19 protein-coding genes and 1 pseudogene are annotated in these 20,183 nt (G+C 63.4%); 15 read left to right on the top strand and 5 right to left on the bottom strand.

The genetic code is table 11. The features are described 5' to 3' along the window. Positions 1-10: 10 nt before the first annotated feature. Both KW841_RS27470 and argE read left to right on the top strand, forming a co-directional pair. Positions 11-685 (top strand): DUF1028 domain-containing protein, encoded by a 675-nt coding sequence (locus KW841_RS27470; protein ID WP_007976091.1) that lies wholly within the window; start codon positions 11-13, stop codon positions 683-685. After that, complete coding sequence (argE, locus tag KW841_RS27465) at positions 678-1,838, top strand: acetylornithine deacetylase (protein WP_218480471.1); 1,161 nt, start codon at positions 678-680, stop codon at positions 1,836-1,838. The genes KW841_RS27470 and argE overlap by 8 nt, the downstream gene beginning before the upstream one ends. A 29-nt stretch (positions 1,839-1,867) precedes the next feature. Here argE and KW841_RS27460 read toward each other — a convergent pair whose 3' ends face one another. Beyond that, on the bottom strand, positions 1,868-2,023 hold the full coding sequence (locus KW841_RS27460) for a hypothetical protein (RefSeq protein WP_157222277.1): 156 nt from the start codon (positions 2,021-2,023) through the stop codon (positions 1,868-1,870). Here KW841_RS27460 and KW841_RS27455 point away from each other — a divergent pair. Together KW841_RS27455 and KW841_RS27450 are read left to right on the top strand one after the other, a co-directional pair. Next, positions 2,022-3,062, top strand: coding sequence for an ABC transporter substrate-binding protein (locus KW841_RS27455; RefSeq protein WP_218480470.1), 1,041 nt, complete (start codon positions 2,022-2,024; stop codon positions 3,060-3,062). The two genes, KW841_RS27460 and KW841_RS27455, sit on opposite strands and share 2 nt — an antisense overlap. A 578-nt stretch (positions 3,063-3,640) precedes the next feature. Beyond that, on the top strand, positions 3,641-4,708 hold the full coding sequence (locus KW841_RS27450; RefSeq protein ID WP_256357976.1) for a GGDEF domain-containing protein: 1,068 nt from the start codon (positions 3,641-3,643) through the stop codon (positions 4,706-4,708). Here KW841_RS27450 and KW841_RS27445 read toward each other — a convergent pair. The 4 genes from KW841_RS27445 to KW841_RS27430 form a co-directional block, all read right to left on the bottom strand. Next, on the bottom strand, positions 4,705-5,064 hold the full coding sequence (locus KW841_RS27445) for a cupin domain-containing protein (protein ID WP_126052890.1): 360 nt from the start codon (positions 5,062-5,064) through the stop codon (positions 4,705-4,707). The genes KW841_RS27450 and KW841_RS27445 overlap by 4 nt on opposite strands. A gap of 13 nt (positions 5,065-5,077) precedes the next feature. After that, positions 5,078-6,475: an FAD-binding oxidoreductase gene (locus KW841_RS27440; protein ID WP_218480468.1), complete on the bottom strand. Its 1,398-nt coding sequence runs from the start codon at positions 6,473-6,475 to the stop codon at positions 5,078-5,080. A 70-nt stretch (positions 6,476-6,545) separates the two neighbouring features. Continuing rightward, positions 6,546-7,829 (bottom strand): glycosyltransferase, encoded by a 1,284-nt coding sequence (locus tag KW841_RS27435; RefSeq protein WP_218480467.1) that lies wholly within the window; start codon positions 7,827-7,829, stop codon positions 6,546-6,548. Between the two features lie 99 nt (positions 7,830-7,928). Further along, positions 7,929-8,861: a GntR family transcriptional regulator gene (locus KW841_RS27430; RefSeq protein ID WP_218480466.1), complete on the bottom strand. Its 933-nt coding sequence runs from the start codon at positions 8,859-8,861 to the stop codon at positions 7,929-7,931. 309 nt (positions 8,862-9,170) lie between these two features. On the opposite strand from KW841_RS27430, the gene KW841_RS27425 reads away from it, so the two are divergent. From KW841_RS27425 to KW841_RS27380, 11 genes and pseudogenes are all read left to right on the top strand, one after another. Beyond that, positions 9,171-10,226, top strand: coding sequence for a spermidine/putrescine ABC transporter substrate-binding protein (locus KW841_RS27425; protein WP_007976110.1), 1,056 nt, complete (start codon positions 9,171-9,173; stop codon positions 10,224-10,226). Positions 10,227-10,308: 82 nt separating this feature from the next. Continuing rightward, positions 10,309-11,169: an ABC transporter permease gene (locus tag KW841_RS27420; RefSeq protein WP_015095622.1), complete on the top strand. Its 861-nt coding sequence runs from the start codon at positions 10,309-10,311 to the stop codon at positions 11,167-11,169. Continuing rightward, a complete protein-coding gene (locus tag KW841_RS27415; RefSeq protein WP_218480465.1) occupies positions 11,166-11,972 on the top strand; it encodes an ABC transporter permease in 807 nt (268 codons plus the stop codon). The genes KW841_RS27420 and KW841_RS27415 overlap by 4 nt, the downstream gene beginning before the upstream one ends. Further along, on the top strand, positions 11,965-13,044 hold the full coding sequence (locus tag KW841_RS27410) for an ABC transporter ATP-binding protein (protein WP_218480464.1): 1,080 nt from the start codon (positions 11,965-11,967) through the stop codon (positions 13,042-13,044). The genes KW841_RS27415 and KW841_RS27410 overlap by 8 nt, the downstream gene beginning before the upstream one ends. A gap of 32 nt (positions 13,045-13,076) precedes the next feature. Then, complete coding sequence (locus KW841_RS27405; protein ID WP_218480463.1) at positions 13,077-14,360, top strand: glycosyltransferase; 1,284 nt, start codon at positions 13,077-13,079, stop codon at positions 14,358-14,360. Further along, on the top strand, positions 14,353-14,721 hold the full coding sequence (locus KW841_RS27400) for a cupin domain-containing protein (protein WP_053161121.1): 369 nt from the start codon (positions 14,353-14,355) through the stop codon (positions 14,719-14,721). The genes KW841_RS27405 and KW841_RS27400 overlap by 8 nt, the downstream gene beginning before the upstream one ends. A gap of 132 nt (positions 14,722-14,853) precedes the next feature. Continuing rightward, a complete protein-coding gene (locus tag KW841_RS27395) occupies positions 14,854-15,198 on the top strand; it encodes a cupin domain-containing protein (protein WP_218480462.1) in 345 nt (114 codons plus the stop codon). Between the two features lie 5 nt (positions 15,199-15,203). Beyond that, entirely contained in the window at positions 15,204-16,271 is a 1,068-nt protein-coding gene (locus tag KW841_RS27390) for an aminoglycoside phosphotransferase family protein (protein WP_218480461.1), read from the top strand. Beyond that, positions 16,258-17,766: an aldehyde dehydrogenase gene (locus KW841_RS27385; protein ID WP_218480460.1), complete on the top strand. Its 1,509-nt coding sequence runs from the start codon at positions 16,258-16,260 to the stop codon at positions 17,764-17,766. The genes KW841_RS27390 and KW841_RS27385 overlap by 14 nt, the downstream gene beginning before the upstream one ends. Before the next feature lie 27 nt (positions 17,767-17,793). After that, positions 17,794-18,273, top strand: a pseudogene (locus KW841_RS29855) (NTP transferase domain-containing protein); the annotation flags it as partial. 294 nt (positions 18,274-18,567) lie between these two features. Further along, positions 18,568-20,046, top strand: coding sequence for an aldehyde dehydrogenase family protein (locus KW841_RS27380; RefSeq protein WP_256357979.1), 1,479 nt, complete (start codon positions 18,568-18,570; stop codon positions 20,044-20,046). The last annotated feature ends 137 nt before the right edge of the window (positions 20,047-20,183 follow it).

Here is a 20,183-nt window from a genome sequence, read left to right as displayed (position 1 = left end):
GGAATTCGCCATGACTTTTTCCATCGTGGGTCGCTGCGCCGAGACCGGCCAGCTGGGCATTGCCATCAGTTCTTCGAGCATCGCCGTCGGCGCGCGCTGCCCCTGGCTGCGTGCCGGGGTCGGCGCGGTGTCGAGCCAGAACATCACGCTGCCGGCCCTCGGCCCGCAGATCCTCGATGAACTGGCCAACGGCTCGGCGCCGCCCCAGGCGCTGGACCACTCGTTGACCCGCAACGGCTACAGCCAGTACCGCCAGGTGGCGGTGGTGGATGCCCACGGGCGCACGGCGGTGTTCAGCGGCAACCATGCGCTGGGCATCAACAACGCGGTGGCCGGTGACCAATGCGTGGCGGCCGGCAATCTGCTGGCCAACAGTGGGGTGATCGAGGCGATGGTCGCGGCCTTCGAAAACAGCGAAGGCTGCCTCGCCACCCGCCTGATGAACGCCTTGCAGGCCGGGCAGGACGCCGGCGGCGAAGCGGGCGCGGTGCACTCGGCGGCGTTGTCGGTGGTCGGTGACCTGACCTGGCCGATTGTCGACCTGCGGGTGGATTGGGCCGATGAAAACCCGATTGGCGAACTGGGCAAACTGTGGACGGCCTACGAGCCGCAATTGCAGGACTACCTGACCCGCGCGCTCAATCCGACCCTGGCCCCCGCGTATGGAGTGCCCGGCGATGAGTGAGTTGCGCAGCCGCGCCATGCTCGCGCGGTTGATCGGGTTCGCCACGGTCAGCCGCGATTCGAACCTCGAGCTGATCGAGTTCGTGCGTGACTACCTGCGCGAGCTGGGCGTGGATTGCGAACTGATCTACAACGCCGAGCGGACCAAGGCCAATCTGTTGGCCACGGTCGGCCCTAGCGTGGCCGGGGGCATCGTGCTGTCCGGTCACACCGACGTGGTGCCGGTGGACGGCCAGGCCTGGACGGTCGAGCCGTTCAATCTGAGCGAGGCGGGCGGCAAGCTTTACGGTCGCGGCACCGCGGACATGAAAGGCTATCTGGCCTCGGTGCTGGCCGCCGTGCCGGTGTTTCTCGCCAGCCCTTTGAAGCGCCCGGTGCACTTGGCGTTTTCCTATGACGAAGAGGTCGGCTGCCTTGGCGTGCGCGGTTTGCTGGAGGTGTTGCCCCAACGCATCCCGGCTCCGGCGTTGTGTTTGATCGGTGAGCCGACCGAGCTCAAGCCGGTGCTTGGTCACAAGGGCAAGCTGGCGATGCGTTGCCACGTGCGTGGTGCGGCCTGTCATTCGGCCTACGCGCCTTATGGGGTCAATGCCATCGAGCAGGCCGCGCGCCTGATCGGTCGGCTGGGCGACATCGGCGCCACCCTGGCCCGGCCGCCGTTGCACGACAAGCGCTTCGATCCGGCGTTCTCGACCGTGCAGGTCGGCGTGATCCAGGGCGGTACGGCGCTGAACATCGTGCCAGCGGACTGCCGTTTCGATTTCGAGATCCGCGCCTTGCCGGACTTCGCTCCGCAAGTGGTCGTCGATGAACTGCAGGACTACGCCGAGCACACATTGCTGCCGGCCATGCAGGCCGTGGACACCGATACCGCGATCCGCTTTGAAAAAATCTCGGCCTATCCGGGCCTGGCGACACCCGCCGACAGCGCCGCCGCCCGGCTGATTGCCGAGCTGTGCGGCAGCGATGATTTCGGCACCGTGGCCTTTGGCACCGAAGGCGGGCTGTTCAATCAGGCCGGGATTGCGACCGTGGTCTGCGGTCCCGGCAGCATGGACCAGGGGCACAAGCCCGATGAATTTGTCAGCGTCGACCAGATGGCGGCCTGTGACCGCCTGATGGATCGCCTGGCGGCTTATCTGAGTGAGCAATAACAACAATGGGTCAACAGGGCTGATTCCGCTCAATCACCTGTAGGAGCCGGCTTGCCGGCGATAGCGATTTGGCAGGCGACATCGGTTTTGACCGATCCGCCGCCATCGCCGGCAAGCCGGCTCCTACAGGTGACGAATCGGCATTGGTCAGTGTGCGAACCCATACTTTCGAGGAAGCGATCCATGTCCAGATCCTTGCGTTGCAGTGTTCCGTTTGCCCTGGCGTTGTTGAGTGCCAGTGTGTGGGCGGCCCCCCAGGACCTCACCGTGATTTCCTTCGGTGGTGCTACCAAACAGGCCCAGGATAAGGCCTATTTCCAGCCGTTCAACGCCAGCGGCGCGGGCAACATCATCGCCGGTGAGTACAACGGCGAGCTGTCGAAGATCAAGGCCATGGTCTCGGCCGGTCACACCAGCTGGGACGTGGTGGAAGTCGAAAGCCCCGAGTTGTTGCGCGGCTGCGAGGAGGGCTTGTTCGAGAAGCTCGATGTGGGGCGCTTCGGTGATTCGGTGAACTTCGTGCCCGGTGCGCTGACCGAATGCGGGGTGGCCACTTACGTCTGGTCGATGGTCATGGCCTATGACCAGAGCAAGCAGGCCAAGGCGCCGCAATCCTGGGCGGACTTCTGGAACGTCGCCGACTTCCCGGGCAAGCGCGGCCTGCGCAAGAGCGCCAAGTACACCCTGGAAATCGCCTTGCTGGCCGATGGCGTCAAGGCGGATGACATTTACAAGGTGTTGAACACGCCACAAGGCGTGACCCGGGCCTTTGCCAAGCTCGACCAGATCAAGCCGAACATCCAGTGGTGGGAGGCGGGCGCGCAACCGGCGCAATGGCTGGTGGCCGGCGACGTGGTGATGAGCGCCGCCTACAACGGCCGGATCGCCTCGGCGCAAAAGGAAGGCATGAAGCTGAGCATCGTCTGGCCGCAAAGCCTGTACGACCCGGAATACTGGGCGGTGGTCAAAGGCACACCGAACAAGGCACTGGCGGAAAACTTCATCGCGTTCGCCAGCCAGCCGCAGACGCAAAAAGTCTTCTCGGAAAACATCCCCTACGGACCGGTGCATCGCCAGACCTTGCCATTGCTGCCCAAGGACGTGCAGGAACAACTGCCAACCGCCGAAGCCAACCTGGCCGGCGCCCGGGCGGTGGACGCAGAGTTCTGGGTCGACCATGGCGAAGAGCTTGAGCAGCGCTTCAACGCCTGGGCTGCACGCTGATACAAATCGTGTAGCGACACAAAACCCTGTGGGAGCGGGCTTGCCCGCGATGGCGGTATGTCGGTCACATCGATGCTGGATGTGCCACCGCCATCGCGAGCAAGCTCGCTCCCACAAAAAACAGTGCGATACCTCAGGTTGTAGCTTTGCCGCCTTCGCGCAGTGGTGATGCTAGTCAGCTAAAACGCAGAACCCTGTGGGAGCGAGCCTGCTCGCGAAAGCGGTATGTCAGTCACATCGATACTGGATGGGCCGCCGCCTTCGCGAGCAAGCCCGCTCCCACAAAAAGCCTGGTGCAATACTTCAGGCTCAAGCGTTGCCGCCTTTGCGCAGTGGTGATGTGAGGCAGGTCAAGCACAGAACCCTGTGGGAGCGAGCTTGCTCGCGAAAGCGGTATGTCAGTCACATCGATACTGGATGTGCCGCCGCCTTCGCGAGCAGGCTCGCTCCCACAAAAACCACTGCGATACCTCGGCCGGGTTGAAATACGGCTGTAATTCGGGATAGCCGTTTGTCGGGCGTATGGTTATGCTCAGCGAGCCTGCCGATCGCCAATGATAAACAACCACAGTGAAGCCATGAGCCAATCCGACACGCGTGCGACTGTTCTAGCGCTGTATCCAGAAGACTCCCGTGAGGCAGCGGCGTTGCTCAAGCAGGCAGTGCCGCTGATGGTTCGTCACAACATTCCGCCCAACCCGGTGCACTACGCGCTCTGGTACACCTACAGCAAGGGCCAGGAGCCGGAACTCAATCGGCACCTGGACCGGGTGGTCAACGATTTCGACTCTTTCCCGCCGGAGTCGGCGGCCAAGCTGTTTCGCGAATACATCATCCGCGACGAACTGGCGGACGCCCGTTCCGGGCAGCAGGACGCGATCAACCTGGTCGACGACATGGAACGCGATGTCTCGCGCAGCGTGAAGGGTAACCAGAACTTCCAGGCCAGCCTTGGCCAGTACCTGCAAATGCTCGAAGAGCCGGCCAGCGAGCGCTTGCCGAGCATCCTGATCCAGCTGCAGCAGAGCACCCGGCTGATGCAGGGGCAGCAGGAACACTTCCTTGCCCAGTTGCAGTCGGCGCAACACGAGATCAAAAGCCTGCGCGACAAGCTGGAGCGCGCCCAACTGGCCGCGACCCTCGATGGCCTCACCGAATTGCTCAACCGCAGCACCTTCAACCGCAAGCTTGAACAGGCGATGAATGAATCGGCGTCCGGTGTGGCGCTGGTGATGCTGGATATCGACCACTTCAAGCAATTCAACGATCAGTACGGCCATCCGTTGGGGGACCGTGTTCTCCAGCATGTTGCCCGGGTGTTGCGTGAATCGCTGTCGGGCGAAGCGTTCGCGGCGCGTTACGGCGGTGAGGAGTTCTGCGTGGTGCTCAAGGACTGCCCGGATCTGGCGGCTGCGGCTGCGTTTGCCGAGCGCCTGCGTCTGAAAATCCAGTCGCTGCGGGTCAAGGCCCGGGGCACCGACACCGTGCTGGACACCATCACCGCGTCGTTCGGCGTGGCCCATGCACAACCCGGCGATACGCCGGAAAGCCTACTGACCCGCGCCGACGACGCGCTGTACCAGGCCAAGCGCAACGGGCGCAACCAGGTACGTCAGCAGCCGGACGTACCGGTCGCGGCCGGTTAACCGAGGATGAAGTAGACCTTGCGCACCGGGGTGAGGTTTTCCCAGGTGCCCTGGAATCCGCTGGCGACCACGAAGGAATCGCCGGGGCCGAACGTGCGCGCGACACCTTCGGCATCGGTCAGGCGCACCGTGCCCTCGAGAATGTGGCACAGCTCATCGTAATCGCACTGGCAACGCTCCCGGTGCGGTCCCGCCTCCCAGATGCCGGCCACGGCGTTTTTCCCGGGCTGCACAAAGTGCCGCCAACTCTTGCTGCGATAAGGCGCGTCGACCACGGCCGGGTCGTCGATTTCGGTTTCACGGGGGGCAAGCTCACTGGCGAAGTCGATGACGTGCCGGGGCAGGGCTGTGGACATGGTGGTCTCCGGGTCAGGAATCGAAACCGATGCCAAAGGCATCGAAGGTCTTGAGCAGCAGGTCGCGGTGACCGTCGCGGTCCTCCCGCGCCAGTGAGCGCTGGGCCAGTTTCACGCCGACATAACGCAACGGCTCGGGCGGAAAGCGGAACGGCGCCTTGGAGGTCATCAGCAACTCCGTTCGTTCGGTGCGTTCCCCGGCCAGCAGGTCGAGCATGTTCAGCGCGGCAAAACGGCTGGCGGACACGCCTTGCCCGGTGAAGCCCAGGGCATAAGCAACGCGGCCCTGATGTTCGCAACCGGTGAACATCGTGGTGCGTGCCGAGGTGTCGATGATGCCGCCCCAGGCATGGCTGAAACGCACATTGCCCAGGGCCGGAAAGGTCTGTTGAAACTGTTCGGCCAGGCGCTGGAAGCTTTGCGGGCGTTGGGTCAGGGCTTCGTCGCGGCGCCCGCCGAAATGGTAGATGGCATCAAAACCGGCCCAGAGAATGCGGTTGTCGGCGGTCTTGCGCAGGTAGTGGAATTGATTGCCGGAATCGGCGATGCCATAACGCTCGGTCCAGCCGATGGCTGCCAGTTGTTCATCGCGCAGTGGCTCCGTGACCAGCGAGTAGTCATAGACCGGGATCACGCTCGACGCCAGATGGCCGAGCAGCGGCGGGGCGATGTTGGTGGCGAGGGCGATCTGCCCGGCGATGATTTCGCCATCGGCCGTGCGCAGACGCAGACTGTCATTGCGGGCCTCCAGTTGCAGCACCGGGCTGTTTTCGAACAGCTGGATCCCTTGTTCAAGGCAGACACGGCGTAGCTCGGCGGCCATTTTTGCCGGGTTGAGCAGCGCGTAGTTGGGCTCGAACAGGCCTGCCACGTAGGCCAGGGAGTGGAGTTTCTGTGCCAGTTGAGGGCCTTCCAGCCACTGGCAGTCAATGCCGAACCGCGCGTAGTTGCGTTGCATGGCGCGCAGTCCGTCGACTTGCCAGGGCTGGCTGGCGACGTTGAGTTTGCCCTGGCGTTCGAACTCGACCTGCATGCCGAAGTGATCCAGATCGGCGGCCAGTTCATCGAGGTTCTGCCGGCCCAGGCGGATCAGTTGCTGCGCTTCATCCGGCCAACGCTTGAGGGCGTTGGACACGCCATGGGAAATGCTCGGTGCACAAAAACCGCCATTGCGCCCGCTGGCCTCACCACCACAACGACGGGCCTCGATGATCGCAATGCTCAGTTTGGGGTGGCGCTGGCGTGCCAGTAGCGCCGTCCACAATCCGGTGAATCCGCCACCTACCACTGCCAGGTCGCATTGCACGGTTGCGCTGACGGAAGGTGCGGCGGGCGGTGGGGTGACGGTGTCCTGCCAGAAGGGATGGGGCAGGACGTGGTCGAGCGCATCGAGACGCGGTGGGGCATTCATGCTGAAACTCCGGCGGTGTGTCGGGCAGCGACGTTTGCGTTCGGTTGCCCGACGGTTTTTGTTGTTATGGCTAGAGGTCTGGAAGCGCGAGGATCGCGCGCGCGGCAATGTCGGTGCCGCGGGTCGCCTGCATGCGCTCGCTGAACGAGGCGAGGCGTTGCTTCATCGGTTGGTCGGCCAGCAGTTGTTCGAGGGCGCCGGGCAGGGCGGCCAAGGGATCGGCGAAGCGCGGCAGGTAGCGGCCGACGCCGACTTCCTCGGCGCGGGCGGCATTGTCGTGACCGTCCCAGCAATACGGAATGATCAGCGACGGCAAGCCGAAGTACAGCGCCTCGCAGAAGCTGTTGTTGCCGCCGTGATGGATGAACACATCGCATTCCTTGAGCACGGCGGGCTGGGCAAACCAGCTGTCGAGGTACACGTTGTCCGGCACGGTGGTGTACATGTCGCGGTAGGCGCCGACGTTGACCAGGAAGCGGTACGGCAAGGTTTCGATCGTGCTGATCAGGCGCTTCATCATCCCGGTGTCGGCGGCGCCGAGGCTGCCGAAGCTGAGGTAGATCAGCGGTGCGTCGTTGTGCCGGGGAAAGTCCGGGACGATGTACGGCGCTTCGCGGCGTACGCAGCCGTCGAGGTAGACGTAGCGCTGCGGATCGAGCGGCTGCCGGCGTTCATAACGCACCGGCGTCGGCGACAGCAGCAGGTTGAGCCAGGGTGAATCGGTGAGGAACTGCCCCGCCGGACAGGGTGCCGTATGGTTGCCCAGGAGAAACTGCGAAAAGCGTTCATGGGCCGGTGCGACCGCTTTGAGGTAGTGCTCGGAGTAACGCTCGCAGGCTTCTGTGTCACTGGCCAGGCAGCCGGACAGGTACGGTGGAACGGCGGCGTCCGGCAGTTCGGTCTCGGCGCAGGACACCACCCGCACCCACGGGCAGCCGGCGTTGGCGATGGCCGGGAACATCACCACGTTGTCGAGCACGATCACGTCGGGCTTGAGGCGGCCAAGTAGCTGCTGCAAGGGTTTTTCCGCTTCGATGGCGGTGTCGATGATGGCTTCCCAGGCGGGCGCCACGTAGCTGTCGATCTGCGCCAGCGGGGTCTGGTCGAAATAGGGAATGCTGCGCTCGATGAAGCGTTCCCAGTAGTGCTGGTGTTCCGCCGCCGACAAGGGGCTCACTTGCGGAATCGGGTATTCGTCGAAGCCGTACTCGGCGAACAGCCCCTGGAAATGCTCGTGGCAGATGAACACCGGTTTGGCGCCCAGCTCGCGCAACGACTGAGCGATACCAATGCAGTTCAAGGCCGCGCCGAAACTGGCTTCCGGAAACAGGGCGATCAGTTTTTGTTTTTGCATGGCGAGGGCTGTCCATGGCGGGTCAGACCCGCCGCTCCTGAAGGTGTTTTTGATGCTGTCTTATTTTCAAAAAAAAATCATCATGTTTTTGCGTGGCGCTTAACGACGCCCGAACAGATGGCTTTGCGGAATGCCCCGGTTGGCGGTTTGCGGGCGTTGCGCGGCGCTCAGGCGCAGGTGCAGGCGCAGCAGGTCGGCGGCGATCTCCATCTGCCCGCGTTCGATCTGCGCGATGATTTGCAGGTGTTCGCGCAGGGCCTCTTGCAGGCGGTGCACGCTGACCGATGGCAGCAGGTTCGGCAAGCGGCGCAAGCCCTGATGCTGGAGCAGGGCGTCGCTGATGAAGCGGTTGCCACAGCTCTGGGCCAGCAGTTCGTGGAAGCTGATGTCCAGTTCGCGAAACTGCTGCAGATCGAAGTCTTCCACGGGGCGGGCGAGCAGGCTTTGCATGGCGCTGCGCAACAGTGCAAGGCGTTGCGGGTCGGCGTTGAAGCTCGGGCTGAGCAAGGCCTCTGGCTCCAGGATCAGGCGGAACTTCAGGCTTTCTTCGAGGGCGGCCAGGCTGTTCAGCGACGGACGAAACAGCCAGGACTGGCCCGGGCCGCGCTCGATGGCCTGGCTTTCGCTCAATTGCTGCAAAGCCTTTTGCGCCGCCGGCCGGCCGATGTCGTAGCGGCGCATCAGCTCACTGATGCTGATGCTGTCGCCCAGGCGCCCGGCCATGCGGTCACGCAGCACCGAGGCGGCCAGTTCTTCTTCCTCGGCCTGGGGCAGGGCGGCGTTGAAGGCCTGGCCCACCGGCGATGCCAGCAAGCGGTAGCCCTTGCCGGCTTCGTGGCTCAGCAGGTTTTCTTCCAGCAGCACTTTCAGCGCGCCGCGAATCAGCGTGCGCGACACCTGGAACGTGCGGGCCAGGGCCTGTTCGGCCACCGGGTCGCCGGCCACCAGGCCGCTTTCCTGGGTGTGCTCCAGAATTCGCCGGGCGAGTTCCAGGTGATTGGTACGGGGTTTTTTCTCGGCTGTTGTGCTCAAGCGTCTTATCTCGGTTCGGTCGCTGGCGAATCAGGTGCTCATCTTATGCCATGCGCCGCTCAATGGTCCTGTGGTAACGCGCATTCCTCTGTAGGAGCTGCCGAAGGCTGCGATCTTTTGATCTTGTTTTTAAAGATCAAGATCAAAAGATCGCAGCCTTCGGCAGCTCCTACAGGGTGAGGAATCGGAAAAAGGCGTTGACATCTTTTGATACTGGTCCTAATTTCTAAAAAAAAACACCAGCAATCGTTTCTCGTTTTGCCGTACTGCCTTCGAACACAACAATAAACAATCGTCGGGTGAGTATTTATGAGCAAGCTGAATGATCTTCTGTGCGCGGGATTGGCCGTTTCCCTGGCGATCGCCTCACAGGCTGCAAGTGCGAAAGACATGGTGATTTCCATCTGGGACGGCTACATGGCCCCGGATGCGCTGGAGAAGTTCAAGGCTGCCAGCGGTGTGGACGTCGACAAGGCGCTGCACGCCACCAACGAAGAAATCATGGGCAAGCTGATGGCCTCCGGTGGTGAAGGCTATGACGTGGTGTTCGTCTCCTCGCCCTTCGCCGAAGTCCTGCACAAGCAGGGGCTGCTGGCGGACATTGATCCGGTCAAAGTCCCCAACCTGAAAAACCTCTACCCCGAAGCCACTCACCTGGAATATGACCAGGGCAACCAGTTCTCCGTGCCTTACACCTGGGGCACCACGGGCATCTGCTATCGCTCCGACAAGGTGACGCCGGCGCCGCAGAGCTGGAACGAGCTGCTCAATCCGAGCGATGCCCTCAAGGGCAAAGTGACGATGCTGGCCACCGACCGCTGGATGCTCGGCGCCGGTTTCCTCGCCAAGGGCTGGTCGGTCAACGACAGTGACCCGGCACAGATCGCCGCGGTTCGCGACCAGTTGATCGCCACCAAGAAACGCATTCTGTCCTTCGACGACACCACCTTCTATTCCAAGCTCGCTTCCGGTGAATCGCTGATGGCTCACGCCTGGGACGGCTGGTGCAACTACGGCACCCAGGCCAACGCGGCGATCAAGTTCGTGGTGCCCAAGGAAGGTTCCGACCTGTGGGTGGACACCATGGTGGTGCTCAAGAGTTCGAAGCACCAGGACCAGGCCTTCAAGTTCATCAACTTCATGCTGGCCAAGGAAAACCACGCCTGGGTCGCTGAAAACATCCTCTACAAAGTTCCCAACCAGGCGGCCATGGCCGGGCTGTCCGCGGACCTGCTCAAGCAATACCCCAACCTGACCATCGCCCCCGCCGAGCTGCTGAAAATGGAGCAATTGCGCGACCTGGGCGGCACCACGCAAAAGGCCTACACCCGCGCCGTCACCGAAATCATGGCCGCGCAGAACTAACGCCACGTCGATCCGAGGCATGCCCGGCATGCCTCGCCACGCTCGCAAGCCGCCTCTGTCCTGAGGCGGGAGGATAGGGTTAATGAGTGCTTTGCATGCTGACAGGCGTCTGTCGGCCTGGCTTCTTGCGCCCGGCTTTGGCTGGCTGCTGATGTTCCTGGTGATTCCGTGCCTGCTGGTGCTGGTCTACAGCTTCGTCGAACGCGGTGCCTACGGTGGCATCGACTGGTTGTTCACCTGGGAAAACTATCAGCGCGCGTTCGATCCGCTGTACCTGGGCATCCTGCTCAAGTCGGCGAAAATCGCCGGGCTGGCCACGGTGTTCGCGGTGTTGATCGGCTACCCGGCGGCCTATGCGATTGCCCGCGCACCACGGCGGCGCCAGGCGGTGTACCTGTTCCTGGTGATGCTGCCGTTCTGGAGCAACTACCTGATCCGCACCTACGCCTGGATCGTCCTGCTCAACCGCGAAGGCCTGATCAACCGCCTGCTGCAAGTGTTCGGCTACAGCGGCGAACCCATCAGCCTGCTGTACACCGAGTCGTCCGTGGTGTTGGGGCTGGTCTACAACTACATCCCCTTTGTGATCCTGGCGATCTTCTCGTCGCTGTCGCGGATCAACAATGAACTCTGGGACGCCTCGAAAGACCTCGGCGCCTCGGGCTGGATGACCTTTCGCCGGATCATCCTGCCGCTGAGCGTGCCGGGTATCGCCGCCGGTGCGGTGTTTGTCTTCGTGCTGAGCATCGGCAACTTCATCACCGCCGACCTGCTGGGCGGCAAGCAGGTGCAGATGGTCGGCAACCTGATCTATGCGCAATTCCTCACGGCGCGGGACTGGCCGTTCGGCGCCGCACTGAGCTTCTTCCTGATCGCGATCATGCTGATCCTGTTGTTCATCCAGGCCCTGGTGGCCCGTCGTGCAGAAGGGGCGCGCTCATGAGTCAGCCACGTTCTGTCAGCACCACCGTGCTGGGTTCGCACCTGGGGCTGGTGTACGCCTTCCTTTATATACCGATCCTGGTGTTGATCCTGCTGTCGTTCAACAAGTCCGGGTTGCCCACCGCCTGGGGCGGCGTGTCGCTGAAGTGGTACGCGGCACTGGCGCACAACACGGCGATCCTGTCGGCGGCGCTCAACACCCTGATCGTCGCCTTGTCGGCGACCTTCATTGCCTGCGTGCTCGGCACGTTCCTCGCGCTGGGCATCGAGTTGCGCCGCAAGGGCAGTGACAAGGGCCAGGTGGTCGACACCTTGCTGATGGCGCCGATGATCATTCCCGACATCGTGCTGGCGATTGCGCTGCTGAGCTTCTTCAACCTGCTCAAGGTTGGCCTGGGTCTGCACTCGATCATCATCAGCCACGCGGTGTTCAACATCGCCTTCGTCTGCGCGGTGGTGCGCACGCGGCTCAAGCACTTCGACTACTCGATACTCGAGGCCTCGATCGACCTCGGTGCCAGCTGGTTCACCACCTTCCGCCGGGTGCTGCTGCCGGTGATTTTCCCCGGCGTGCTGGCGGGTGGATTGCTCTCGTTCACCCTGTCGGTGGACGAATTCATCATCGCCTTTTTCAACTCCGGCTCCGGCCAGGCTTCGACCACGTTGCCCATGCAGATCTACGCCATGATCCGCTTCGGCGTCACCCCGGAAATCAACGCTCTGGCGACGCTGGTGATGCTGGTCAGCATCACCGCGCTGCTGGCTTCGCAGCGTCTCAACAAGGCTCCTCGCACCCATGAATAATTCTTCCGCGGTACTGATCCTGGATAAGGTCAGCAAGTCTTATGGCAACGGTCTGGCGGTCAACGAGGTGTCGCTGAGCATCCGCGAGAACGAGTTCTTCGCGCTGCTCGGGCCGTCCGGCTGCGGCAAGACCACGCTGCTGCGCATGCTCGCCGGTTTCGAGACCCCCAGCGGTGGCTGCATCTACCTGGACGGCAATGACATCTCGCCGCTGCCGGCCAACAAGCGTCCGCTGAACCTGATGTTCCAGTCCTATGCGCTGTTCCCCAACATGACCGTGCGCAAGAACATCGCCTACGGCCTGGAAATGGAGCGCCTGCCCGAAAGCGAAATCCGCCGCCGGGTCGATGAGGTGCTGAGCACTGCGCAACTGGGTGAGCTGGCCGAGCGCAAGCCCGATCAGCTGTCCGGCGGCCAGCGTCAGCGCGTGGCACTGGCCCGGGCGCTGGTCAAGCGTCCACGGGTGTTGCTGCTCGACGAGCCCTTGGGCGCCCTCGACAAGAAGCTGCGGGAAAAGATGCAACTGGAACTCAAGCGCCTGCAACACGAAAGCGGCATCACCTTCATCATCGTCACCCACGATCAGGAAGAAGCGCTGGTGATGTCCGACCGCATGGCGGTGCTCGACGGCGGCAAGGTGTGCCAGTGCGGCAGTCCGGCGGAGCTGTACGAGAACCCCAACAGCCGGTTTGTCGCCAACTTCATCGGCGTCAGCAACCTGCTCGAAGGCGTGCGCTCGGGCCAGCACTCGGTGCGCGTGAATGGCCAGGAGTTGAGCGTGGAAACCGACGCGCCGCTGGTGTCCGGCCAGTCCGTCGCCGTGGTGGTGCGCCCCGAGCGCCTGCAAGTGCTGACGGAGCAGGGCAGCGATTGCCCGAATCAGGTCAGCGGAAAAATCGTCGAAGTCGCCTACCACGGCCTCGACACCAACCTGCATGTGCAGACAGCCCTCAGCGACAAACCGCTGATCGTGCGCGTGCCGTCCTCACAGTTCGAATTCGCCCATTTTGCAATCGACACGACCATCCGGCTGGGCTGGCAAGCCCGGCATGCCCGCGTATTGACACGCTGAACAATAAAAAGACCAGGCAGGAGCAGCACTCGATGAAACAGAAAGTGATCGCATTCTTCCCCGAAGCCGCCTACGGCCCGGCGCTGAACTCAGTGGGTATCGCCCAGGCCTGTGAAGCCCTGGGCCATAAGGCGGTGTTCCTCACCGACCCGGGCATGAGCGGTGTCTACGCCGGGTATGGTTTCGAGGAGCACATGGTCAACATGTCGGCACCGATGCCGGCCGAAGAGATGGCCCGCTACTGGGTCGACTTCATCAACGGCCACATCCCGAACTTCCGCAAGTCGCCGCTGGAGCAGATCGACAACTACGTCAAGGAGTGCTGGGCGGCCATCGTCGAAACCGCCAAGTGGGCGCAAAAGGACCTGCCGGCAGTGCTGGACAAGGTCCAGCCCGACCTGATCTGCGTCGACAACGTGATCCTGTTCCCGGCGATCAAGCAATACGGCAAGCCGTGGGTGCGGATCATTTCCTGCTCGGAAAACGAGATCGAAGACCCGGATATCCCGCCGCATCTGTCGGGCATGAGCATCGACGACAAGGCCGGTCACGCGCAATTCCGCCACCGTTTCGAGCAAGTGGTCGGGCCGATCCACGAGGACTTCAACCAGTTCCTCCAGGCCCACGGTGAAGCGCCTTATCCGCTGGGCACCTTCTTTGAAGCGTCGCCCTTCATGAACCTGCTGCTGTACCCGGACGCGGTCAAGTTCGACCGCCGCCATCCGCTGCCGGCCGAGCGTTTCCATTACCTGCAAGGCTGCGTGCGTCACGACACGCCGTACGAGATTCCACAGTTCCGCGCCCACAATGACAAGCCGCTGCTGTACGCCAGCTTCGGCAGCCTAGGTTCCGGCGATGTCGAGTTGCTCAAGCGCCTGATCGAGGCGGTGGGCAAGCTGCCTTACCGGGCGTTGTTCAACGTCGGCGAGCACCTCGACGAATACACCGACCTGCCGGACAACGTGCAGATTTCCAACTGGTTCCCGCAGCCATCGGTGATCGCCCAGGTCGACGCGGTGATCCACCACGGCGGCAACAACAGCTTCACCGAGTGCCTGTTCTTCGGCAAACCGGCGATCGTCATGTCCTACGTCTGGGACGGCCACGACAACGCCATGCGCGCCGAAGAAAGCGGCCACGGTTTCAAGCTCGACCGCTACGAATGGAGCGAAGAACAGCTCGCAGAAAAACTCCACGCCTGCCTCAACGACGAGGCGATGCGCCATCGCCTGCAGCGCACCAGCGCGCAGATGCAATCCCGCAAAGGGCCGCAAGACGCGGCCGCGATTCTCGACAAGGTGCTCAACGATGCCTGATTCATCCACCACGGCGGGTATCACGCCGTACCTCGAAGCCGTCAGCAGTCGCACCGACCTGGTGGACTGGGGTGTGCAGAGCGACGCCGTCGAAGGCGTCTCGCATTCCAGCGGGCGCTTGCTGTTCAAGGGCCCGAACAACAGCCCGGAAACCGGGTTGTGGGTCTGCACCCCCGGGCGCTGGCGGCTGTCGATTCCCCGGGACGAGTTGTGCCATTTCATCGCCGGGCACGCCACATACCGTAACGACAACGGCGAAGTGATCGAAGTGCGGCCCAACACCCTGGTGCTGTTCCCGGCCGGCTGGACCGGTGAATGCGACGTCCGGGAAACCCTGCGCAACGTGTACATGCTGGCTTGAGCCTGCCCTTTGTAGGAGCGAGCTTGCTCGCGATGGGCGTTAACGATGACGAGGGGGGCCTGAATGAATGCGGCGCCCTTACGTTTTTCGCGAGCAAGCTCGCTCCTACACACACAACCTGGAGAACTACACATGACTACCCCGTTTCTGTACAACCCGCTGGAAATTACCGACGTCAAGGATTGGGGCGTGATCCCGACCATGCTTGAAGGTGAATCCCATGTCTCCGGCGTGGTGCTGCACAAAGGCCCCGAAGGCCAGTCCGAATGCGGCATCTGGATCTGCACCCCGGGCAAGTGGTTTTGCCATGTCACCAGCGACGAGTTCTGCCACTTCCTCGAAGGCCGCTGCACGTACGTCCACGAGTCCGGCGAAGTGATCGAGATCAAGCCTGACACTGCCGCCTTCTTCGGCAAGGACTGGAAGGGTGTGTGCACCGTCCACGAGACCATCAAAAAGGTCTACATGATCCGGTGACTGCCATGACAGATGCACTGGCGTCATTGCCAACCCGTGAAGACCAGCGCGCCGCCTTCCTGGCACGCGCCGGTTTCGCCGGCGCCACGCTGGTGGCCTTGCCGGCGGATGCTTCGACCCGGCGTTATTTCCGCCTGGACGGCGCCGGCCTGTTGTTGATGGATTCGCCGCCTCAGAGCGAACCCATTGGCCCGTTTGTACGGATTGCCCGGCAGTTGCAAGGGTTGGGCCTGTCCGCGCCGGCCTTGCTGGAAGTCGATGAAGTGGCGGGGCTGGCGCTGATCGAGGATTTCGGTCACGACACCTACACCCGGCTGCTGCTGGCCGGGCATTCGGAGTCGGCGTTGTATCACCTGGCGGTCGATACGCTGGTGGCCTTGCATCGCGCAGCGCCAGCGGCGGAACTGGCGCCTTACGACGCGCAGCGACTGGCGGACGAGTGCGCGCTGTTCATCGACTGGTACGTGCCGCTGTTGATCGGCAAAGAGGCGGCACAGGACCTGCGCGATGAGTATCTGGCGCTGTTCGCCGCGGCTTGTGGTGACGTTGCCCAGCGCCGCGAAGCCCTGGTGCTGCGCGACTTTCACGTCGACAACCTGATGCTGCTGCAAGGCCGCGAAGGTGTCGCCGCCTGCGGCTTGCTGGATTTCCAGGACGCCCTGGCCGGAGCGGCGGCCTATGACCTGATGTCGCTGCTCGAAGACGCCCGGCGCGATGTGCCCGAGGCGTTGCGTGAGGCACTGATCAGCCATTACCTGTTGCAGCGCCCGGAGCTGGATGCGCCGGGTTTTCTCGAAGACTACCGGCGCCTGGCCGCCCAGCGTCACGCCAAGGTGCTGGGAATTTTCGTGCGCCTGGCCGGCCGTGACGGCAAGCACGCTTACCTGGCGCACCTGCCGCGCACCCTGGGTCTGTTTGTCCGTGCGCTGGGCGCCGAGGCCTTTGCGCCCCTGCGCCAATGGCTCGACCGGCACGTGCCGGGCTGGCGAGAAGAACTGCCCGCCACGACCCTGGCGACACTGCGTGAAACCCCTTATCGATTGGTTCAAGGATCATCCCATGGCCACCTTTAACAGCGATTCTGCCTTGCGTTTCATCAACCCCGAGTTCCTGCCGCTGAGCGATGGCCGCGTGCGCCAGGTGCTCGATCCGGCGACCCTGCAACCGGTCGGGCAAGTCGGCGTGTGTGGCGAAGCCGATGTGCAAGCCGCCATCGATGCCGCCACCGCCGCGCAAAAGCAATGGCGCCTGGTCGACGCGAAAAGCCGCGCCGCGCGCCTGCATCAACTGGCCAATGCCATCGAACAGAACCTGGCGTGCAACCGTGAAGTCGCGCGCCTGATGACCCTGGAGATGGGCAAGCCATTCCCCGAGGCCATGGGCGAACTGGCCAACTGCGCACCTATCTTTCGCTACTACGCGGAAATGGCCCGGGACGATGCCGGCAAGGTCGCCGGCACCACGCAGATCGGTTCCTTCCAGCATGTGCGCTACGAGCCCTATGGCGTCAGCGTGCACATCATGCCGTTCAACTTTCCGATCCTGCTGATGTGCTGGACGGTCGCCGCGTCGCTGGCGGCGGGCAATGCCTGCATCATCAAACCGGCGGAAGCGACGACCCTGTGCACCCTCAAGTTCATGGAGCATTTCAGCGCGTTGTTGCCGGGACTGGTGTCCTGTGTGCCGGGCGATGCGATGACCGCGCAGCTGCTGGTGCAGTCGGCGCAGACCCACGCGGTGGCGTTCACCGGCAGTGTGGCGGCGGGCAAGGCGGTGGCCGTGGCCTGTGCCGAGCGGATGAAGCCTTGCGTCATCGAGGCCGGTGGTAGCGATCCATTAATCATCTCCAGGCATGCGCCGCTGGATGTCGCGGCGGCGGGTGCAGTGACGGCTGCATTCCATCTCAGCGGGCAGATCTGCACCTCGGCCGAGCGCTTGTATGTTGTGGACGAGGTGCATGACGAATTTGTCGCGAAATTCGCCGAGCGCACCCGCGCCCTGCGTATCGGTCATGGCCTGGAGCGCTCGGAGATCGGGCCGATGGTCAGTGAAGCGGCCCGCAACAAAGTCATGCGCCTGGTCGATGACGCCGTGGCCAAGGGCGCGAAAGTGGTGTGTGGCGGGCGGATTCCGCCCCGGCACACGGTCGGCTGGTTCTATGAGCCGACCATCCTCACCGGCGTGACCGCTGACATGGCGATTCTTCAGGAGGAGTGCTTTGGCCCGGTGGCGGCGATCTGCCGGGTCAGCGATTTCGATGAGGCGGTGCGGCTGGCCAACGACTCGCCGTTCGGCCTCGGGGCCTCGCTGTTTTCCACGGACCTGGCCGAGGCCATGGAGGCCGCCGAGCGGCTCGAGGCGGGGATGGTCTGGGTCAACAACCCGCTGATCGACAACGATGCGCTGCCGTTCGGTGGCTGGAAGATGTCGGGCCTTGGGCGCGAGCTCGGACGTCAGGGGCTGGAAGCGTTCCGCCGCTCGAAAATGGTCATCATCGATCACCAGCCGAAGATTCAGGACTGGTGGTATCCGTACGCCGACGATGTGTTCTATCGCGATCCGGCCTGAAGCCCGGACGCACACAGGAGGATCGTGATGAGCGACAACATGGGCGGGTCGACGCTGGCGGTGATTCTCGCGGCCGGGCAGGGCAAGCGGATGCAGTCGCCGCTGCCCAAGGTCTTGCACCCGGTGGGCAACCGGCCGCTGCTCGGCCATGTGCTGGCAGCGGTGGAGGCGGCGGGTATCGAGCAACGGGCGGTGGTGGTGGGCGCGGGCGGCGAGCAGGTGGCTGAGTACCTGCAGCAGGTCGCACCGACGGCACAGGTATTTACCCAGCACGAACAACGGGGCACGGCCCACGCGGTACTCGCCGCGCGGCCGGCCTTGCAGGCGCAGCAGCAGGGCTATGTGTTGGTGCTGTTTGGCGACTCCCCCCTGATCACCCCGCAGACCTTGAATCGCTTGCGCAGGGCATTGATGGACGGCGCGGCGGTGGCGGTGGCGGGTTTTCACACCCAGCGGCCGGGACCCTACGGGCGGCTGCTGGTGGAGCAGGGGCGTTTGCGGGCGATCCGCGAAGCCAGGGATGCGAGCCCGCAGGAGCTGGACATCAACTTCTGCAATGGCGGCGTCATGGGCCTGCGGGCAGATACCTGCCTGTGGTTGCTGGAGCGTATCGGCAACCGCAACGCCCAGGGCGAGTACTACCTCACCGATGCGGTGGCGCTGGCCAACGAGGCGGGGCTGATGGTGACTGCCGTGGAGGTGGAGGAAACCGATGTGCTCGGGGTCAATGACCGCGAGCAATTGCAGGTCGCCGAACAGCTGTACCAGCAGCGTCGGCAGCGCAGGTTCAAGGAGTGTCCCATGGGTGACTATCAACGGTTGTACATCGGCGGTGAGTGGGTTGTCCCGGTTCAGCGCGGTGTTTTCGACACGCTCGATCCGAGTGACGAGTCGGTGCTGGCGCGGGTCGCTTCTGCCACGTTCGAAGACGTCGACCGGGCGGTGGCGGCCGCGCGTTCGGCGTTTGATGAGGGGGACTGGCCACGCTGGTCCGGGGCGCAACGGGCCGAGGTCCTGCGCCGTATCGCCGAGGGCATTCGCCACCGTCAGGACGAACTGGCCGCCATCGAAGTACGCGACAACGGCAAGCCATTGCCGGAAGCGTTATGGGACATCGCCGACACCGCCGGTTGCTTCGATTTCTATGCGGGGTTGGCCGAGCAGTCGGATCAACAGGGTGAACAGTCGATCGATGTGCCGGATGCGCGCTTCACGTCATCGGTGATCAAGGAGCCGGTCGGTGTGGTCGCAGCGATCATCCCGTGGAATTTCCCGATGCTGATGGCCTCGTGGAAAGTGGCCCCGGCGCTGGCGGCAGGTTGCACCGTCGTGCTCAAGCCATCGGAACTGACCCCGTTGACCGCCCTCGAACTGGCCGGCATCGCCGACAAGGCAGGGTTGCCGGCCGGGGTACTGAACGTGATCACGGGCCTGGGACGCGAGGCGGGCGCGCCGTTGGCCAAACACCCGTATGTCGACAAGGTCGCCTTCACCGGCAGCGTACCGACCGGGCGCAAGATCATGCAGGCGGCTGCCAACGACATCAAAAACATCAGCCTGGAACTGGGCGGCAAATCACCCTTCGTGATCTTCGCCGACAGCGACATCGAAGCCGCCGTGGAATGGATTCTGTTCGGGATCTTCTGGAACCAGGGCCAGGTCTGTTCAGCCACTTCGCGGGTGCTGGTGGAGCGCGGGTTGTACCCGGCGTTGCTCGAGCGCCTGATTGCTGCGACCGAGCAGATTCAGATCGGCCAGGGTTTCGAGGAGGGGGTGAAACTCGGGCCGTTGGTCAGCCAGGGGCAACTGGACAAGGTGCTGGCGGCCATCGCAGCCGGTCAGCAAGAGGGCGCGCGGCTAGTGTCGGGCGGTGGGCGGCCGGGCAATCTGGAAAAGGGTTACTACCTGACACCGGCGATTTTCGCCGATGTCCCCGATGACAGCTCGGTATGGCGTGAGGAAATCTTCGGCCCGGTGGTGTGCCTGCGCGCCTTCGACACGGAAGCCGAAGCGATCCGATTGGCCAATGACTCGCCGTTCGGCCTGGCGGCAGCGGTGATGTCCCGGGATATCCCGCGTTGCGAACGGGTCGCCCGTGGATTTCGCGCCGGCATTGTCTGGGTCAACTGCTCGCAGCCGACCTTCGTCGAAGCGCCGTGGGGCGGCTACAAGCAGAGCGGCATCGGTCGCGAACTGGGTGAGTGGGGCTACAACAACTACCTGGAAACCAAGCAGATCACCCGCTACAACGGCGAACCCTGGGGGTGGTACCTGAAGTGAAGTGAACGCCGGTTGGCAGGTGCCCCGCGGCGCTCTCGGGTCCATCGCCAGCAAGCTGGCTCCTACAGTTTTAGCGTGGGCACGGTCCCCTGTGGGAGCTGGCTTGCCAGCGATGGTCGTCAACGATAACGCGGGTT

Origin of the sequence: Pseudomonas sp. PDM28 (assembly GCF_019219115.1) — a bacterium.
Classification (GTDB): Bacteria; Pseudomonadota; Gammaproteobacteria; order Pseudomonadales; family Pseudomonadaceae; genus Aquipseudomonas; species Aquipseudomonas laurylsulfatiphila.
The sequence above is the reverse complement of the archived record's forward strand: the minus strand, read 5'-3'. Positions and strand labels throughout refer to the sequence as shown.

What these genes read in the sequence shown, in the direction of transcription:
- KW841_RS27405 (WP_218480463.1), top strand. Translation starts at nt 13,077, where the DNA reads ATGAAACAGAAAGTGATCGCATTCTTCCCCGAAGCCGCCTACGGCCCG.
- KW841_RS27435 (WP_218480467.1), bottom strand. Translation starts at nt 7,829, where the DNA reads ATGCAAAAACAAAAACTGATCGCCCTGTTTCCGGAAGCCAGTTTCGGC.
- KW841_RS27380 (WP_256357979.1), top strand. Translation starts at nt 18,568, where the DNA reads ATGGGTGACTATCAACGGTTGTACATCGGCGGTGAGTGGGTTGTCCCG.
- KW841_RS27420 (WP_015095622.1), top strand. Translation starts at nt 10,309, where the DNA reads ATGAGTGCTTTGCATGCTGACAGGCGTCTGTCGGCCTGGCTTCTTGCG.
- KW841_RS27400 (WP_053161121.1), top strand. Translation starts at nt 14,353, where the DNA reads ATGCCTGATTCATCCACCACGGCGGGTATCACGCCGTACCTCGAAGCC.
- KW841_RS27455 (WP_218480470.1), top strand. Translation starts at nt 2,022, where the DNA reads ATGTCCAGATCCTTGCGTTGCAGTGTTCCGTTTGCCCTGGCGTTGTTG.
- KW841_RS27470 (WP_007976091.1), top strand. Translation starts at nt 11, where the DNA reads ATGACTTTTTCCATCGTGGGTCGCTGCGCCGAGACCGGCCAGCTGGGC.
- KW841_RS27415 (WP_218480465.1), top strand. Translation starts at nt 11,166, where the DNA reads ATGAGTCAGCCACGTTCTGTCAGCACCACCGTGCTGGGTTCGCACCTG.
- argE (WP_218480471.1), top strand. Translation starts at nt 678, where the DNA reads ATGAGTGAGTTGCGCAGCCGCGCCATGCTCGCGCGGTTGATCGGGTTC.
- KW841_RS27390 (WP_218480461.1), top strand. Translation starts at nt 15,204, where the DNA reads ATGACAGATGCACTGGCGTCATTGCCAACCCGTGAAGACCAGCGCGCC.
- KW841_RS27425 (WP_007976110.1), top strand. Translation starts at nt 9,171, where the DNA reads ATGAGCAAGCTGAATGATCTTCTGTGCGCGGGATTGGCCGTTTCCCTG.
- KW841_RS27460 (WP_157222277.1), bottom strand. Translation starts at nt 2,023, where the DNA reads ATGGATCGCTTCCTCGAAAGTATGGGTTCGCACACTGACCAATGCCGA.
- KW841_RS27395 (WP_218480462.1), top strand. Translation starts at nt 14,854, where the DNA reads ATGACTACCCCGTTTCTGTACAACCCGCTGGAAATTACCGACGTCAAG.
- KW841_RS27440 (WP_218480468.1), bottom strand. Translation starts at nt 6,475, where the DNA reads ATGAATGCCCCACCGCGTCTCGATGCGCTCGACCACGTCCTGCCCCAT.
- KW841_RS27450 (WP_256357976.1), top strand. Translation starts at nt 3,641, where the DNA reads ATGAGCCAATCCGACACGCGTGCGACTGTTCTAGCGCTGTATCCAGAA.
- KW841_RS27410 (WP_218480464.1), top strand. Translation starts at nt 11,965, where the DNA reads ATGAATAATTCTTCCGCGGTACTGATCCTGGATAAGGTCAGCAAGTCT.
- KW841_RS27385 (WP_218480460.1), top strand. Translation starts at nt 16,258, where the DNA reads ATGGCCACCTTTAACAGCGATTCTGCCTTGCGTTTCATCAACCCCGAG.
- KW841_RS27445 (WP_126052890.1), bottom strand. Translation starts at nt 5,064, where the DNA reads ATGTCCACAGCCCTGCCCCGGCACGTCATCGACTTCGCCAGTGAGCTT.